18 protein-coding genes and 1 pseudogene are annotated in these 14,764 nt (G+C 70.6%); 13 read left to right on the plus strand and 6 right to left on the minus strand.

Going from position 1 to position 14,764, the window contains the following annotated elements; translation table 11 throughout:
• Positions 1–7: 7 nt before the first annotated feature.
• The 6 genes from ACTYVM_RS21195 to ACTYVM_RS21220 form a co-directional block, all read right to left on the minus strand.
• On the minus strand, positions 8–469 hold the full coding sequence (locus tag ACTYVM_RS21195; protein WP_445527426.1) for a DUF6238 family protein: 462 nt from the start codon (positions 467–469) through the stop codon (positions 8–10).
• Between the two features lie 100 nt (positions 470–569).
• The gene (locus tag ACTYVM_RS21200) at positions 570–2,042 is read right to left on the minus strand and encodes an SCO6880 family protein (protein ID WP_445527427.1); all 1,473 of its coding nucleotides are present in this window, start codon (positions 2,040–2,042) and stop codon (positions 570–572) included.
• A 79-nt stretch (positions 2,043–2,121) separates the two neighbouring features.
• Positions 2,122–3,498: an SCO6881 family protein gene (locus ACTYVM_RS21205; RefSeq protein ID WP_445527428.1), complete on the minus strand. Its 1,377-nt coding sequence runs from the start codon at positions 3,496–3,498 to the stop codon at positions 2,122–2,124.
• 36 nt (positions 3,499–3,534) lie between these two features.
• Complete coding sequence (locus ACTYVM_RS21210; protein WP_445527429.1) at positions 3,535–4,227, minus strand: flagellar basal body-associated FliL family protein; 693 nt, start codon at positions 4,225–4,227, stop codon at positions 3,535–3,537.
• The gene (locus tag ACTYVM_RS21215; RefSeq protein ID WP_445527430.1) at positions 4,227–4,541 is read right to left on the minus strand and encodes a DUF6112 family protein; all 315 of its coding nucleotides are present in this window, start codon (positions 4,539–4,541) and stop codon (positions 4,227–4,229) included. Before ACTYVM_RS21215 ends, ACTYVM_RS21210 begins: the two co-directional genes overlap by 1 nt.
• Positions 4,542–4,674: 133 nt before the next feature.
• On the minus strand, positions 4,675–5,793 hold the full coding sequence (locus tag ACTYVM_RS21220) for a C40 family peptidase (protein ID WP_445527431.1): 1,119 nt from the start codon (positions 5,791–5,793) through the stop codon (positions 4,675–4,677).
• Between the two features lie 513 nt (positions 5,794–6,306).
• Here ACTYVM_RS21220 and ACTYVM_RS21225 point away from each other — a divergent pair.
• The 13 genes and pseudogenes from ACTYVM_RS21225 to ACTYVM_RS21285 all read left to right on the plus strand — a co-directional run bounded on the left by ACTYVM_RS21225 (position 6,307) and on the right by ACTYVM_RS21285 (position 14,710).
• Positions 6,307–7,062 (plus strand): DNA-methyltransferase, encoded by a 756-nt coding sequence (locus ACTYVM_RS21225; protein ID WP_445527432.1) that lies wholly within the window; start codon positions 6,307–6,309, stop codon positions 7,060–7,062.
• A 251-nt stretch (positions 7,063–7,313) separates the two neighbouring features.
• On the plus strand, positions 7,314–7,856 hold the full coding sequence (locus ACTYVM_RS21230) for a DUF4913 domain-containing protein (protein WP_445527458.1): 543 nt from the start codon (positions 7,314–7,316) through the stop codon (positions 7,854–7,856).
• Positions 7,853–8,326, plus strand: coding sequence for a hypothetical protein (locus tag ACTYVM_RS21235; RefSeq protein ID WP_445527433.1), 474 nt, complete (start codon positions 7,853–7,855; stop codon positions 8,324–8,326). The genes ACTYVM_RS21230 and ACTYVM_RS21235 overlap by 4 nt, the downstream gene beginning before the upstream one ends.
• Before the next feature lie 18 nt (positions 8,327–8,344).
• Positions 8,345–9,038: pseudogene (locus ACTYVM_RS21240) on the plus strand (hypothetical protein).
• A 17-nt stretch (positions 9,039–9,055) separates the two neighbouring features.
• Positions 9,056–9,802 (plus strand): hypothetical protein, encoded by a 747-nt coding sequence (locus tag ACTYVM_RS21245; protein ID WP_445527434.1) that lies wholly within the window; start codon positions 9,056–9,058, stop codon positions 9,800–9,802.
• Between the two features lie 149 nt (positions 9,803–9,951).
• A complete protein-coding gene (locus ACTYVM_RS21250) occupies positions 9,952–10,299 on the plus strand; it encodes an SH3 domain-containing protein (RefSeq protein WP_445527435.1) in 348 nt (115 codons plus the stop codon).
• A gap of 99 nt (positions 10,300–10,398) precedes the next feature.
• The gene (locus tag ACTYVM_RS21255; protein WP_445527436.1) at positions 10,399–10,881 is read left to right on the plus strand and encodes a hypothetical protein; all 483 of its coding nucleotides are present in this window, start codon (positions 10,399–10,401) and stop codon (positions 10,879–10,881) included.
• On the plus strand, positions 10,878–11,321 hold the full coding sequence (locus tag ACTYVM_RS21260) for a hypothetical protein (RefSeq protein ID WP_445527437.1): 444 nt from the start codon (positions 10,878–10,880) through the stop codon (positions 11,319–11,321). The genes ACTYVM_RS21255 and ACTYVM_RS21260 overlap by 4 nt, the downstream gene beginning before the upstream one ends.
• Before the next feature lie 10 nt (positions 11,322–11,331).
• Positions 11,332–11,730 (plus strand): hypothetical protein, encoded by a 399-nt coding sequence (locus tag ACTYVM_RS21265; protein WP_445527438.1) that lies wholly within the window; start codon positions 11,332–11,334, stop codon positions 11,728–11,730.
• 41 nt (positions 11,731–11,771) lie between these two features.
• Positions 11,772–12,611 (plus strand): winged helix-turn-helix transcriptional regulator, encoded by an 840-nt coding sequence (locus ACTYVM_RS21270; protein ID WP_445527439.1) that lies wholly within the window; start codon positions 11,772–11,774, stop codon positions 12,609–12,611.
• Positions 12,608–13,126, plus strand: a complete 519-nt coding sequence (locus ACTYVM_RS21275) for a regulator (RefSeq protein ID WP_445527440.1) — start codon at positions 12,608–12,610, stop codon at positions 13,124–13,126. The genes ACTYVM_RS21270 and ACTYVM_RS21275 overlap by 4 nt, the downstream gene beginning before the upstream one ends.
• On the plus strand, positions 13,123–14,358 hold the full coding sequence (locus ACTYVM_RS21280) for an MFS transporter (RefSeq protein ID WP_445527441.1): 1,236 nt from the start codon (positions 13,123–13,125) through the stop codon (positions 14,356–14,358). The genes ACTYVM_RS21275 and ACTYVM_RS21280 overlap by 4 nt, the downstream gene beginning before the upstream one ends.
• A gap of 34 nt (positions 14,359–14,392) precedes the next feature.
• Complete coding sequence (locus ACTYVM_RS21285; protein ID WP_445527442.1) at positions 14,393–14,710, plus strand: hypothetical protein; 318 nt, start codon at positions 14,393–14,395, stop codon at positions 14,708–14,710.
• The last annotated feature ends 54 nt before the right edge of the window (positions 14,711–14,764 follow it).

Raw genomic sequence — 14,764 nt, forward strand, 5'->3', positions numbered from 1 at the left:
GTGGTGCTCATCGCACGCAGGCCGTGGTGTGCGGGCCAAGGTCCGTGGGGGTGGTCTTGCGGCGGATGACGTGCCCGGCAGCGAGGTGCCGCTGGCAGATCGTCAGAACGGGCGGGCCCTCGGGGAGCCCTTCTGGATGGCAGACGCTTGTCTCGACGTCGGCCTGGGGCGTACCGGGCAGCAGGTGGAAGGCGGCGTGGACTTCGCTGGTGGCCTGCCAGAGCCTGGTGTGGGCGGTGGCCAGGTGACGTCCGGCGGCCGGGTGCGGGGGCCGGGTGTTGTCGGCGAGCCGGTCCAGAAGCTGAAGCAGAGCGGTGAGGTGGGCGTGCAGCACGTCAAGGTGCAGACGATCTCCGGGCCTGGGCGGATCCGCGTCCGACGGCGCCAGGGCCCGTGCGTGGTGGCGGATCCCGGCGCTCGCGGCGCGGAGGTAGGGGTGCGCGTCATCGGAGCGCGTAGGAGAGGTCAAAGGTGGCGGTCCTTCCTGCCGGTAGGCAGGGCAGTGAGGGGCGTCCCGTCGCGGGTGAACCGGAGTGCGGTGGGTCAGGGCGCGCACGGGCGCGGCTGGTTCACAGCGCGGTCCGGGCGAGCGGGAGCGCGGTGAGGGTGAAGGCTTCCGGCTGCTGGTAGTTGAGTCGACGCAGGTCGACGCCGGAGGTGACGGCGTGGGTCTCGATCTGTGCGCAGGCGGCGTCCAGGAGGGCGTCGGTCTCGGCGGTGACAGTGACCAGGCCGGTCAGGGCCACGTCTGCGTGCCCGGCGATGAGCTGACGCTCACGCTGCTTGACGGCGGCGTATTCAACGGAATCCTCTTCGGAATCGACCTGGCCGCGGCGCGCCCTCTCGTTGGCGTCGGCGATGATCGCGGCCTTCTTGCGCTGGACGTCCCGCAGTGCGGACTCGAGCCCCTGCGGCACGTATATAAGGGAGAGGCTGCGGCGCACGCCGGCCGTGAACATGATCCCGTGCAGGAACCCGGCACCCATCTCGGTCCTCGGCCAGTTCTCCACCCAGTACGTCGCGTGCCGCGCGCTGTCGGTGGCGAGGCGGTCGTACTCCTCGAACTGGACGACGGGCCCGGCAGCTGCGGGATCGGCCTCGGCACGGCCGGTCTCGGACCACTGCTGGAGGGCTGCGAGCGCGTTGGGGTCGTAGGCGGTGCGGATGACGGCGGCGATCTCCCGCGCGCTCAGCCAGCCGGTGACCTGGAGACCTGCGTTGCGGGCGGCCTGCGCGATGGAGGCGGTGGTCTGCTCCATGACGGTGAACGCACCGGGCAGCCCTCCGCCGGCCTGCGAGATCAGGCGCCGGGCTGCCTTGAGGTCGAGGGAGATGGCGAGGTAGGTCTCGTGCGGGGCAGCGGCGGGGCCTGCCGAGGCGACCAGCTCGGAGTAGATCTGTCCGGCCACCGGCGCCTGGGGCTGCCCGTTCTGGGCCCAGTGCCGGGTGAGGGTGTCGCCGCTGTCGGGGACGGTGCGCTCCAGTACCTGGACGGTGGCGATGTGCCCGGTGCGGGCGATGCCCGCGAGTGCGCGTCCCCAGCTGCTGACGTTGTGGTTCTGGGTGGCGGGGTCGAGGAGGGCGAAGGCGCGGCTGGTGACGCGAGCGATGGCTGTCAGGGTCTGGTGGTGAGGGTCGTGGACGGCCGCAGCCTGGTTGGCGGAGTCGCCGGGGGTGACGACCTTGAGGGAGGCTGCGGTGCCGGGAAGGTGGAGGATGCCGTCTTGCCGGGGCCGGGTGACGGGCCGGGCGAGCCAGAGGGTTTGGCCGGTACGGCGGCGGTACGCGTAGCGGGCGACGATCGGTGCCCAGTCGATCAGGGAGCGGCCGTGCCGGCGGATCGCGACGAGCGCACCGGACGTGGCCCACAGCGGGGCCAGGGCGACGGCACCGAGTAGTCCGCTGGAGATCACCGTCATCAGCAGCAGCGCCAGCGTGCAGGAAACGAGGATGAGTTGGGGCAGGGAGAGTCCGAGGAGGATGCCGCGGCGGGACCGGTGCGGGAACTTCACCGTGACCGGGGCGACGGAGAGATCAGTCAAGGGGAGGGTCCTGGAGGCGCGGGTGGTCCGGGGGCGGGAGGCGCAGCGCACGTCCCGCCCCCGGGATTCGGTCAGGAGATCAGAGGCCGGTCCGAGGCGGTGGTCCGCTCGCCCCGCTGGACGTGGCGTTCTGTGAGCGGGAGGACGGAGGTGGGCCCTGCGGCGGCGGGGTCGTCGTCGGCGGTGTGGACTTCCATCCGCTGCCCTGGCCGGACGTGGCGCTGGCGCCGGATCCGCCCGGCCTCGGGCTGCCGCCCACTTGGCCGCTGGTGTCGTCGGACATGCTCGTCGGCGCGGGCTGAACAGCCTTCTCTAGACCGGACTTGACGGCACTGCCGCCGGACGAGGCACTCGTTCCGCTGCCCTGCGAACCTTCCTTGCCCTCTCCGCCTCCGCCGGTCGGGTTGGCGGCGACGTCGCCGGGGAAGCCGCCTCCGCCGCTGGCATCGGGGCCCTGCGGTGCGGCGCCTGCTCCGGCTGCCGCGCCACCGGTTCCGGCGGTGGCCGCCGCTGCGGCGGCCTTGCGGGCGGCCTTCTCGGCATGCGCCCTGGCGATTTGCGCTCCGGCGCCGCCGGCACGGTGGATGGACTCGCTGTCGGTCCCGTCGGCGGCCCAGTGGACGAACTTGAAGACCGCGTACGGGCACAGCAGCACCAGGACCATGATCACGATGCCGGACATGACGTCGGCGAGAGCGGCGATGCCGTTCTCGGCCTCGGTCCTGCCCATTGCGGCGATGCCGAGCACGAAGATCACCGTCATCAGCAGCTTGGAGACCACAAGGGTGGCCGTGGCTTCGATCCAGCCCTTGCGCCAGCGCCGGGCGACCTCCCAGCCGCCGCCGGCTGAGGCGAAGATGGCCAGCGTGACCAGAACGAGGATGCCGACCTTGCGGACCATCATCACGCACCAATAGAGGAAGGCCCCGATGGCGGCGCCGAGGCCGGCGACGACCGGGACGAGCCAGCCCAGGGTGGACAGGGCCCCGATCTGGTTGACCTTCACGATGCGGCGCACGGCCGACTCGATGTTCAGGTGGGCGGTCTTGAACAGGCCGTCGGAGACGGCGTCGACCACTTCGACGGCGACCGTGGTCAGGGCGATGGCGCAGAACGCGAACAGGACGCCGCTCATGGTGCCGGTGAATGCTTGTGTCAGGGCTTGTCCGTCGCGCCGGATGGCGGCCCGGACCAGCTGTGCGCTGAACGTGGCGACTAGCAGGACCAGGCCAAGAGGCAACAGCATCTCGTAGTTGTCGCGGAACCATCCGGCGTTCAGATCCACCTTTGTGGTGCTGTCGACCGCCTTGGCCGCCAGGTCGGCTGCTGCGGCTGCCAGTTCACCTGCGGACTTCGCCAGCCAGTCACCGATGGCCTTGCCGGGGTCCGAGACAAAGTCGACCGCATCACCGACGGCGCACAACTTGTCCGCCAGGGGGTAATCACAGAAACCCACGGGGAGCCACTCCTCCTTTCTTGTGTCAGGCGCGGGTCACTGCGTGACGCTCGGTGCGATGGCGGCCAGGGTGCAGTCGTGGTCGGGACGGCACTGCACGGCGAGGGTCACAGCGCGCTCCTCGGCTCCGCCGCCGCCCTCCTTCCAGGCAATCTGCTGCTTGCCGTTGACGGTGACGACGTAGATGTAAGCCTCAGTGATCGCCGTGGGATCCTCGGCGAGGGCCTGTTTGAACGCGCCGGGGTAGTGGCCTTCGGTGACTGTGCCGGTGGCGTGCTGGTCCTGGTCGGCCATACGCGACCACAGCACCGGGTCGGGAACCTGGCCGGAGACCGAGACCCAGTCGGCGTACTTGGTCTCCTTCGTTATCCAGGCGCGCATGCCAGCGAGCTGCTGGTCGCGGCTGGTGTCGCGGGTGTCGTACGACCACAGCATCTGGGCCGCCGCCTTGGCGTAGGCGACCGGCTCGGCGATCTGCGGAGGCTTGGGCACCGACCCGGACCCGGAGGAAGGCTTTGGGGCAGCCTCCGTTGAGGACGGGCTGTTCGCGCGGGTGGGCGCGGCGGTGACAGGGGCCTGGTGGCTGTTCCCGCCGCCGGTCAGCACGGCCACGATCCCGGCGATGCCGAGCAGGACGGCGACGACGCAGGTGACGATCGCGATGCGCCGGTTGGCCGACCAGCTCGCGCCATACGAGGAGAGCGAGAGGAAGGGGAGTCGATTCTGCATCAGTGGACCTGCGACCCCAGGCCGGAGAAGAAGGCCACGATTCCGTTCGCGGCGCCCAGGCCGAGGGCGGCGCCCGCGGCGACGACCGCGCCCTTCTTGCCGTTGGCCTCGGCCTGGTGGCCACCGGTGTGGTGACCCCAGGCCCATACGCCGAGCGAGACGGCGAGGGCGCCGACGACGGCGATGATCCCGAACAGGTTGATCGAGTTGACAACGTTCTTCAGCACGCTCAGGCCCGGTAGCCCGCCGCCCTTGGGCGAGATACCTGGGTCGTAGGCGAGCTGGATGACACGGTCTGCGAGAGGGGCGGACATAGAGGCGGCGGGGCTCCTTGCATACGTGGGCCAGGCGAGGCCGACGGGAAGAGGAAAGCGGGGAGACAGGTGCGCTCGGGCGCAGAAATGGCCGCGGCAGCGGTGCGCCCGGGCGGTGCCGGGCGGGGCGGCGTCAGAGGACGCGGCGGGCGGCGAGAATCGCCCAGTCCTTGATCGGAGTGATCCGGACCGGCTTTGATGTGCGCGGCGCCTCGATCACGAGGCCCTCGCCCATGTACATGCCGACGTGTTCGGGCCGGGCGGCGGTACCGCGGCTGAAGATCAGGTCACCGGGCTTGAGCTGGGTGGGCGAGACCGCCTTGCCCTCGTTGACCTGCGTGTACGTGGTGCGGGTGAGCGTGACGCCGGCATGCGCGTACGCCTGCTGCATCAGGCTGGAGCAGTCGCAGCGGCCCATGGGGTCGGGGCCGTGCGAGTTTGTGCAGGTGCCGCCCCACTGGTACAGCGTGCCGAGCTGTTGCATCGCCCATGCGATGGCCATGCGCGCCTTCGGGTCGGCGTCCTTGGGGATCGCGTAGCCCTTGGGGACGCTTCCCTCGGGGATGCGGCCGAAGCCGGAACCGTCCTCGCCAGGAGTGCAGCCGGACATACTGGTCGACGGCTGCTTGCCCTGGTCCGGATCCTTGCCGCCGCCGGGGAGGGTCTTGGCGATGGCGGCCCGCAGCGCGGTGGCCAGGTTCTCCCACTGCGCGTACGCGTTTGGCAGGCCGGACTTCTGCACGGCTTGGGCGGCCTGGGTGACAGTCATCTGCTGCCAGCCGTCGACCTTGAGCAAGTGCTTGTAGAACTGTTCGGAGGCGTAGACAGGGTCTTGGATCTGCTGGGCGCTGCCCCATCCCTGGGACGGACGCTGCTGGAACAAGCCGAGCGAGTCGCGGTCTCCAGAGCCGAGGTTGCGTAGTCGGCTCTCCTGCATCGCCGTGGCGAGCGCGATGATCTGCCCCTTCTTGGGGACGTCGAGCGAGAGGCCGGCGGCCACGATCGTCGCCGCGTTGGGGACCTGCTCGGCGGGCACGTCCAGACCCTTGATGTGCACGTTCTTGCCGGACGCGCCGTCGAGGATCTTGGTTACCTGCTCGGCGACCTTGTCCGTGTCGATGTCCGTCAGGCAGCTGCTGAAGGAGCCGTTGCTCTGCACGGCGTCGGCGGAGGAGGCCAGCATCATGCCGGTGCAGGCGATCAGGATCGGGGAGAGGAAGACGACGCCGACGCCGGCGGCGAGCCCCTTCAACCCGAGCGGACCGCTCGCCGGCCAGCGATGTCGGGCAGGGGTGGGTAACGAGACGTCATGAACGTGTCCTTCGGGGTGCGGTGTCCGGCGAGCCGCGTGCGCGAGGCGTGGTGGAAGGGCGCGGCGGCCGGGGTGGGCGATCAAGAGCGGGCCGGTGTGGGCGAGTTGCCGCTCGCCCCACCAGGCTGGGCCGTGAGCTCTAGGTGTGCCGGGGCAGGGGATACCTCCGTGAGGTGTGGCAGGGGGTAGCCAGCGGCGGTGTGCGCCGGGCGGTTCAAAAACAGTAGGCGCGGATCGGCGGTTGACCAAAAAGCCGGCGTGAGGTGCCGGAATCCGGCACCCCGGCACGGCACTTCTTGGCTGTCGGCGGATTCACCTCTACAGTTTTTGGACTCCCTCGCCCTCCTCAGTCTGCGGCCCCGGGCTTCCGCATGCCCACTTCCGGCTCGCGAGGACTCCTGCGCGAGGCGGCTAGTTCCCTCCGCGATTCCGCACCCGAATAGGGGTTTCTCTTTGCCTTTTTCCCTTCACCAGGGCGACGCCCTGGCCGTTCTATCCGGCCTTCCGGACGGCTGCGTCGACTCCGTCATCACCGACCCGCCGTACAACTCAGGCGGTAGGACCGCGAAGGAGCGCACCAGCCGCTCCGCGAAGCAGAAGTACACCTCCGCCGACGCCCAGCATGCCCTGCCGGACTTCACCGGCGAAAACATGGACCAGAGGTCCTACGGGTTCTGGCTGACGCAGATCATGACCGAAGCGCACCGTCTGACGAAGACCGGCGGGACCGCGTTGCTGTTCACCGACTGGCGCCAGCTTCCCATCACGACGGACGCGATCCAGGCGGCCGGATGGCTGTGGCGCGGTGTGCTGGCCTGGCACAAGCCACAGGCCAGGCCCCAGAAGGGCCGGTTCACCCAGAACTGTGAATTCATCGTCTGGGCGTCCAAGGGGCCGATTGACGGCTCCCGCAATCCGGTCTACCTGCCCGGTCTCTACAGTGCCTCGCAGCCGTCGGGGGCGAAGCGCCAGCACATCACGCAGAAGCCCGTCGAGGTGATGCGCGAGCTGGTCAAGATCAGCCCCGAGGGCGGCACGGTCCTCGACTTCTGCGCCGGCTCCGGCTCCACGGGCGTGGCCGCTCTGCTGGAAGGCCGGGATTTCATCGGTGTGGAGAAGACCGAGCACTACGCATCGATTGCGGCCGACCGGCTCACCGAGACGATCCGCGCAACCCTCACGCACGACGACGTGGTTCTCACCGTCTGAGCCACGTCCTTGCCTGCCGGCAAGGCGACCGGCTCCCAGACGTATCCGTCGGCGGAATACCGCCGGAGCGGACGTGTAACTCGCTGACCGGGCCGCACGTCGCCGCTTCCGCGCTTCTCTCATCCCGCGTCTCATAGGAGGCCGAACTTTTCATGCCCGAATCCACAAAGCCGCCCGACGATGGAGAGTTGGAGCCGGTTCGCATTCCGGATCCGCAGCTGGAGGGAATCGAGGCGAGCGTGCGGCGGCTCATGGAGCAGTCGACGCAACAGGCTCAGCAGCTCGACCACCTCGCGTCCGCCCCGTCGCCGGCCGGATCGCCGTTCGCCGCGTTCGGCATGCCGGGACTTGGCGGGCCGCCGGCCGCTGCTCCACCGGAGCCCCGCCCGATCCTGGAACTCGACGGGGAGGAACGGGAAGACGAACTCGACGCCTTGTCGGACTGGGTCGACGACTTCTTCCTCCCGGTCTACGGGGCAGAGGTCACCACCGCGGCGCCCTGGTGCCTGCAGTGGCAGGAACACGACGACGTCGTGGCCTGGCTCCATGCCTTGTGGCTCGCCTATCAGCAGCACAAGGACCCCGAAGTCGGATTGAGCGGCCTGTTCGTGTGGCACCGGGACTTCCTCACCCACGCCGTCGCGGCGATCCGCGCACCGGGCGGCCCGTTCTCGGCCTGCATGACCTCTCCCGACCGGCCCGCGCACCGTCTTCTGCCCGGCCCGCCGCCGTCCGTGCGCACGGAGACGGTGGCCACGGAGGAAGCCGCGGAGCCGGACGAGCCGACGTCATGAACGCGGGACAGGGACAGCCCGCCTTCGGATTGAGCTTCGACCCCCGCGCGCTGACCGATCTCCTCCAGGCCCCCAGCGATATCCGCGACCTCACCCTCGCCTACCTGCAGGAAGTCGTGAACGCGCAGCGTTTTGGGCTGCGTCTCGACGGCGACCTGGAGGGATTCCGGAAGCTGTTCGTGGACTCGCGTAAGGACTGGCGCGTCGTCTACGGCGTCCGCCCGGCGCCTGCGGAGTCCACGCACCCGAAGGAGATCCACGTCGTCGCGGTCCGGCCGCGTGCGGGCAACGACGTTTACGACGAGGTCGGTCGCCGCCTGGGGATGACCCGCCGGCCGCTGAGCGCCCGCACCCATGCGGCCCGCTCCCGTTCCCCGCAGCTGACCACCCGCACTCCCGCGCCCCGGCTCGGTCCGCCGCCCACCGCGCTGCCGGCTCTGCCCCGTCCCGCACACCATCACTCCCGCTGAACGCACGGAGCGTCGCCTATGCCTCCTGAACCCGCGCCGACACCCGCCCGGCGTGCGCTCTCCCCGCTCGACCACCGCATCGAAGCCGTCACCGGTCACGACATCGACACCCTGTGGTCCTACCGCGACCGCGGCGTCCTCGACGAGCCCCACACCCACCTCGTCGACCGGCATCGCGAGCTGGCCGAGACCCAGACCGGCGTCACCTTCTACCTCAGACTCCTCAACCGTCTGTCCAGTGGCGAGTTCGACGTCGATGGCGCCTTGTTCACGCGCATCGACCGCACCGTGGACCAGCTGGGAGAGGCCGCCGCCGAGCGGGACGCCGCCGCTAGGAAGGTGCGCGCCGCACTGGAGCCGATCGAGGCCGCCGCGTTGGCCTCGGCGCCCGACGCGCAGCAGTTCTCGACGGACGACCAGGCCGCGCTGCTCGCCATCGCTGGCGGCGCCAAGCTCTACGAACATCTGGGGCCGGATATCCGTCACAGCCGCCTCCGGCACCCGTATCCCTCACGCCAAGTTGCAGTGGCTGGAGGACGCCGGCCTGGTCGTCCGGGACACCGACCACCCCGTACACGCCGGCCGGCCGGTCGCCCTCACCGACGCCGGACGCGCCGCACTGCTCACCGTCCGTCGCACGCCCACGACCCAGGCACCCAAGCTCCCGGCCCGCCCCGGCACATCGCCATCCGCCCCGACGCAGCGACGCTGAACTCCACCGAAAGGCCCTTGTTGTCTCCCACCGAACCGGCGCCAGCCCGGAAGTCCATCCCCCAAGTCGACTTCGAGCTGGACGACTTCGACGCCGACGAAGAGAGGTACCTCGACTTCTACCGCAAGGTCGCCGCCCACGAGGACATGCTCGTCCCCCTCGCCGAACACCACGACGGCACGCACAGCTACTACGTCCTGTTCGACCGCACCGCTACCTACGGGCACCCGGGCATGCCGCAATACGTCGCCGTCCATTTGAAACGGGACCGAGAGGAGGAGACGTTCGACTTCGAGCAGGCACTGCTGCCGCTGCCCGCTATGGCGCAGTCCTGGCTCATCCACCGCGGCTGCCCGCACGACGCCATCGGCCTCAACCCGGAGCTGGGGTCACCGCCGCCGGCGGACAAGGCGACTCGGGCGCTGGAGCGACGCCTCGCGGGCGACGGCGACCACTACGCCATGGGCTACTCCTACACCTGCGACGACCCGGACGACATGGTCACCGTCGTGGCACTGCGCGCCCTGGACGAGCGAGCCCCCAGCCCGTTCCGTGTCGTGGTCGAGGAGGTCGACACCGACGCCTGGACGCACACCCTGCGCGAAGGCGGCTTCGACACGGTGGGCGAGGCCCTGCAGTGGTGCGATGACCGCCTCACCGGCGAGGCCGGTCCTCTCCCGCCGGTCCGCCCCCCAGCCGCAGCCAGCCGCGTGGCCTGTGTGCCAAAGGCCCCTGCCCCGCGCCCGCCCGGCCGTTTGCGCTGAGCCCCACGCCCGACCGCGGCTGGCGAAACATAGCCGACGATCGCCGGTTAGCCAAACCGGCGATTCTCCGGACTCTTATACAGCCGCCGGAACAACTCCCGCGGCGCCCTTCCACGCAATCCCTATGCCTTTACGGAGGTTCCTTCCGCATGCGCTCCACCCGAATTGCCATTTCCGCGGCGATGCTCGGAGCGCTCGCCCTGCCGGTGCTCTCCGCCACCACCGCCAGCGCGGCACCCGCCGCCCTCTCTGCGGCCCCGGCGAGCAGCTGCTCGTCCCTGCCGCCGCTGCCATACGAAGTGCACGCCACGGCCGTGATCATCCGGTCCAAGGCCAGCTCGACGTCCACCGCGCTCGGCGTGCTCTACAAGAGTCACAAGTTCACCGTGTCCAAGAAGAGCGGCAACGGGCTCTACATCACCGACAAGACGACCGGCGTCAAGGGCTGGGTCTCCGGCACGTACGTCTACCGCGACGTCCGAATGTGCCTCGACTGACAGGCCCCCAGCAGGTGCCCGAAAGCGGCTGAGTCGCCGTGCACGGACGCCCCCTCACATTCCCCCAGCATCGGCCTTTCCAGAACGGGAGTTTTCCTTTTGTCCGACGGCATATCCGATGAGCCTGAGGATGTCGTGGGCGTGCTCACCGAACGGATCGAAGCGCGCTTCGGCATGGACATCAACCAGTTGAAGGCCGCAGTCGCAGCAGCTCCACTGGCGAATCCTGGCGCCACCGATGTCGTCAAGTGGCACGGCCTTCTCGCCGAGGCCCAGACCGTGCTCGACCGCGCGCAGGACGACCTCCTCACCGCGCTGGAAACACAGCGCAGCGAGGTCGACGACCCGACGATGGGCCTCGCCCACCGGGTGAATGCGGCCGTCACCGCGCGCGACGGTCGGGCCATGGTCGTCCGATGGCTCCTCGACCCGGACGCTCCGGGGAAGAAGGACCTCGCCGCAGGGCGCCTCGCCTGCCTTCGGCCCCGAACCGGGCCTGCGGTGCAGACCAGCGCTCCCCACGAGCCCGCGGGTACAGCCGCACCGGCGTCGGCGTGGCGGTCGGCAAGGGGCGTCCGATGAGCCGGGATGCGGCCAGCACCATGGACGCCGACCTGCAGCAGGTCTTCGGCAGCCCGGTCTCCGAGCTGTACGAGGCGGCTGCCGGCCACGATGCCTCTCCGGCCCTCGCCCGCGCCCTGGAACTGCGCTCGTTCCTCGCCCTGGCCGAGGAGCAGGTCGCCCGCGTCCGCGACCGCGTGCACGCCGACATGGACCCGGAGCGCGACATGGGCGAGCTGTCGGCGGACAAGCTCCGCTTCGACGCGCAGTGGCTGGAGGCGGCGCTCGATGCCCGCGACGGCTACCGCGCCGCCCTCGGCGAGCTGCTGCGCACGATGCCCCCGCCCGACCAGCAGGCCCCGTCCGTCCGCATGACGCAGCTCAAGGCCACCGCACCCCTGCCCCCGTCCGCGGCCCCGGCACCTCAACGTGCCGGGGCGGCCCGGGCCCACCGACCGTGAAAGCCCCCGATTGCCCCACCTCACGTCCACCGAGATAGCCGGACGGATCGAGGACCTGTACGGCGCGCCGCTCGCCGACCTCACCGCCCACGCTCAGGATCAGCCGCCCGGCATGCTCTCCGCCCTGCTCGGCATGCACGGCGACCTCGCCCTCGCCGAGCGGAGTATCGACTTCCACCGCGATCACCTCGCCCGGCTCGTCCACCCCGAGCGGCAGATCGGCCGGCACGAGGTCTCCCACCTCTTCGACGGCGCACGCCGACTCGCTGAAGCCGTCGCCGTCCGCGAGGTCCAGGCCAAGTCGGTCGCCGCTGTTCTGCAGAGCCTGGCCCGCGTTCCGGCCCCAGAGCCGTCCCCGCCGCTACCGGCTCCGCCCCTCCCAGCGCAGAGCGCGGCGCACAGCCGCTGACCCGCAGGCGATCCCCCCTTATTCACCCAGGAGTTTCTCCCTTGGCCATTACCGCTCTGCCTCCTGACACCGATGCCGACATCGCTCGGGTCACCGAGGCCCTCGCCATGATCACTCCACGCTGGAACGCGAGGATTCTCCTGGCACTCTCCGGCCCGCCGCTGCGCTACAGCGAGCTGGCGGCCAAGGTGTCCTGGCTGCAGAACGGCCAGCTCCACCCCAAGCTCAAGGCGCTGTGCGACGCCGGACTCGTCCAGCGCACTGAACACACCGCACGGCACGTGACCTACGGCCACACGGAACGTGGCGTTGCCCTGCTGCCGGTCCTGCCGGTGATCGTCACCTGGGCCGAGGAGCACCTGGAGAAGGCGGACCGTCCGCTGCCCGCGATCGAGCAGATCGAGGACAGTCTCACCCTGCTCACCCGGCGGCACGCCGCAGCGATTCTGTGGGTGCTCAAGTCCCGTAAGGAGGTCAGCGGGCGGGCCCTGGCCCGGATCGTGATGCCCAGCAGCGACTGGACCAACGTCTACCCGCCGCTGCGCCAGCTCGTGGCCGACGGCTTGGCCGACACCGAGGGCACCGGCCGGCCCTACCGGCTGTCCGCGGCGGGCGAGGGCCTGGGTCCCGTACTCGGCGCGCTGTCCGCGTGGTCCGCCGGGCAGCCCCTCGACCAGGCGGCCCACCACCCGGTCTGGGGGCACCCGCAGATGAAGGCCACGCCGAGGCCGTGGGTCAGCAGCCCGTCCCGGCCGGCCCCAGCGCTCCCACCCGCTCGGACGGTCGGGTCCGCTCCGGCCTGGCAGAACCGAGATCTCTTCTCCGATGCCACGACCGCCCGCCCGAAGGCGGCCGTCCCGGCGGGAGGCCCGCGCCGATGACCACCCGCTTCACCACGGCCGAGGTACGCAACGCGGTCGAGCTGCTGGCCTCGCGCCCTTTGATCCGCCTGGTCACCGAGATCGACGACAACGGGGCGATACCGCCGCGACGGCTGGCCGCCACCCTCCCCGACCTCTCCTCGCACCAACTGCGCAGTGCGACCGAAACCGCCCGCGCTCACGGTCTTGTCCGGACCGTGCCCGGCGCCGGCCTGGAACTCACAGACAGCGGGTCGGAGTTGGCAGACCTGTACGATGCGACCGCGCGCTGGGCCCGACGCCACGCATACCCGGCTCCGGTCTGCGAGTTCAGCAACCGCATCCGCCACGTCCTCGACCTGCTGACAGCCTCGTTCGCGGCCGAGAGCACCGACAGCCTCGCGCGGCCCTCCGTCGCGGGCCTGCCCAGCGCCGAGGCCGAGAAGGGCCTGGCCCGTCCCCATACCCTCCTGCTCCAGTGGCTGGCCGACAATCCGCAGGTCACCCGCGTGTCCGATGCCGAGCGGGGCACGTGAACGCAGCGAATACTTCCCGGCAGGCGTGCCGCACCACTGGACTGCTGCGCAGCGTCTACCTGCCGCGCATGGCGGACGCCCTCGCGTCCGCCATGTCCACCTACGGCATCCCGCTGCTCGTCCTGGCCACCACACACTCCGCCGCCATGACGGGGCTGGCGTTCGCCCTGGAATGGATCCCGCGGCTGGCCGCGTTCGGGTGGGCCGGTGCAATCGTCGACCGGCGCGGAGCGGCCGCCGTCTTCCACCTCGCCTCCCTGGGACGCGCGCTGGCCCTCGCCGCCGGCGCGATCCTTCTCCACCTCCACCCGTCCGGCACCGTGGCGAGCGCGACCGTGATGGCGCTCGCGGCCACCACCGGCGTGCTCACCGAGTTCAGCTACATCGCGGCCGAGACCGCGGGCGCCGCCGCCGGCCGCCGAGCAGGAAGGCGGGCCCACCGAGTCCAGGCCGTCCTGCTCGGCATCGACCAGACCGCAACCCTGGCCGGCCCAGCACTCGCCGGAGTGCTTTTGCTCGCCGGACCGCCGCCCATGCTCACGGTGATCACCGTGCTCTCGCTTTTCGCCGCGCTGCTCGCCCTGCGCACACCCCCCTCGCCCCTCGCGCCGGCCCGGACACCGAAGGGGCGGCCCGGCGCCAGTCTCCTCAGCGGGTGGCGCACCATCCGCTCTCTTCCCGCGCTCGGCTGGCTTGTGACCGGGCTGACGCTCTCTAACCTGGCCACGGGTCTCCTCCAAGCGGCCGGCCCGGTGATCGTCGTCAAGCACTTCGGGCAGTCCACCACTGCCGTCGGCCTGGTCTGGTCCGCCGCTGCCGCAGCGACGCTCCTCAGCGTCACGTTCTGCCGGTTCGCGATCGACCGCCTGGGCCTGTGGCCGGTCGGCGCCGCCTGCGCGGCCCTCGCCTCACTCGCCTGTCTCGCCGCCGCCCAAGCCCCCGACTACCTGTCCTACCTGGTCCTGGTCGCGGTCCTCATGGCGGCCGAAGGCGGCATGACGGTCGTCCTGCGCACCCTGCGCTCCCGCCTGATCCCACCGGAGAAGTTCGGCAGCACCCTGTCGGCGACCATCCTCATCCTCCTGCTGCCCTTCCCCGTCGCCGGCGTACTCACCGCGCTCACCCCACCCGACGCACTAAGCCAGGCCATCACCGCCTGCGCCGCCCTGCAGGCCCTCGGCCTGTTCTACGCCTTCACCCGCTTGCGCACCGATCCCGCCCTGCGCACCTGACCCTGTCGCGCCCCGGCCCGTGGAGAACTTCCTCATGCCTCTTGCCTTCCCAGGGGCGACCCGCGCGAGCGGTCGCACCATCACCGAGCGGTTCCACGCCTTCGACGCGCGCAACCCGCACGTCTACCGCGCTCTGGAACGCCTCGCCGCCCGCCGCCTGGCCGCCGGCCGCCTGGCCGCCGGCGCCACGCGCGTCGGTGTGAAGGACCTCTTCGAGGACCTGCGCCGCCAACTTCCGTTTGGCGTCGTCGGGCTGAACAACAACTTCACCGCCCTCTACGCCCGCCGCCTGATCAACGAACACCCGCACTGGGCGTCGGCGTTCGAGCTGCGTCGCCGCCGTGCCGCCTGAGACACCCCTCCACTCTTCCTTCGTCCCGCCGTCCACCGATACGGAGAACCCTTC

The organism is Streptomyces cyslabdanicus (assembly GCF_052663305.1).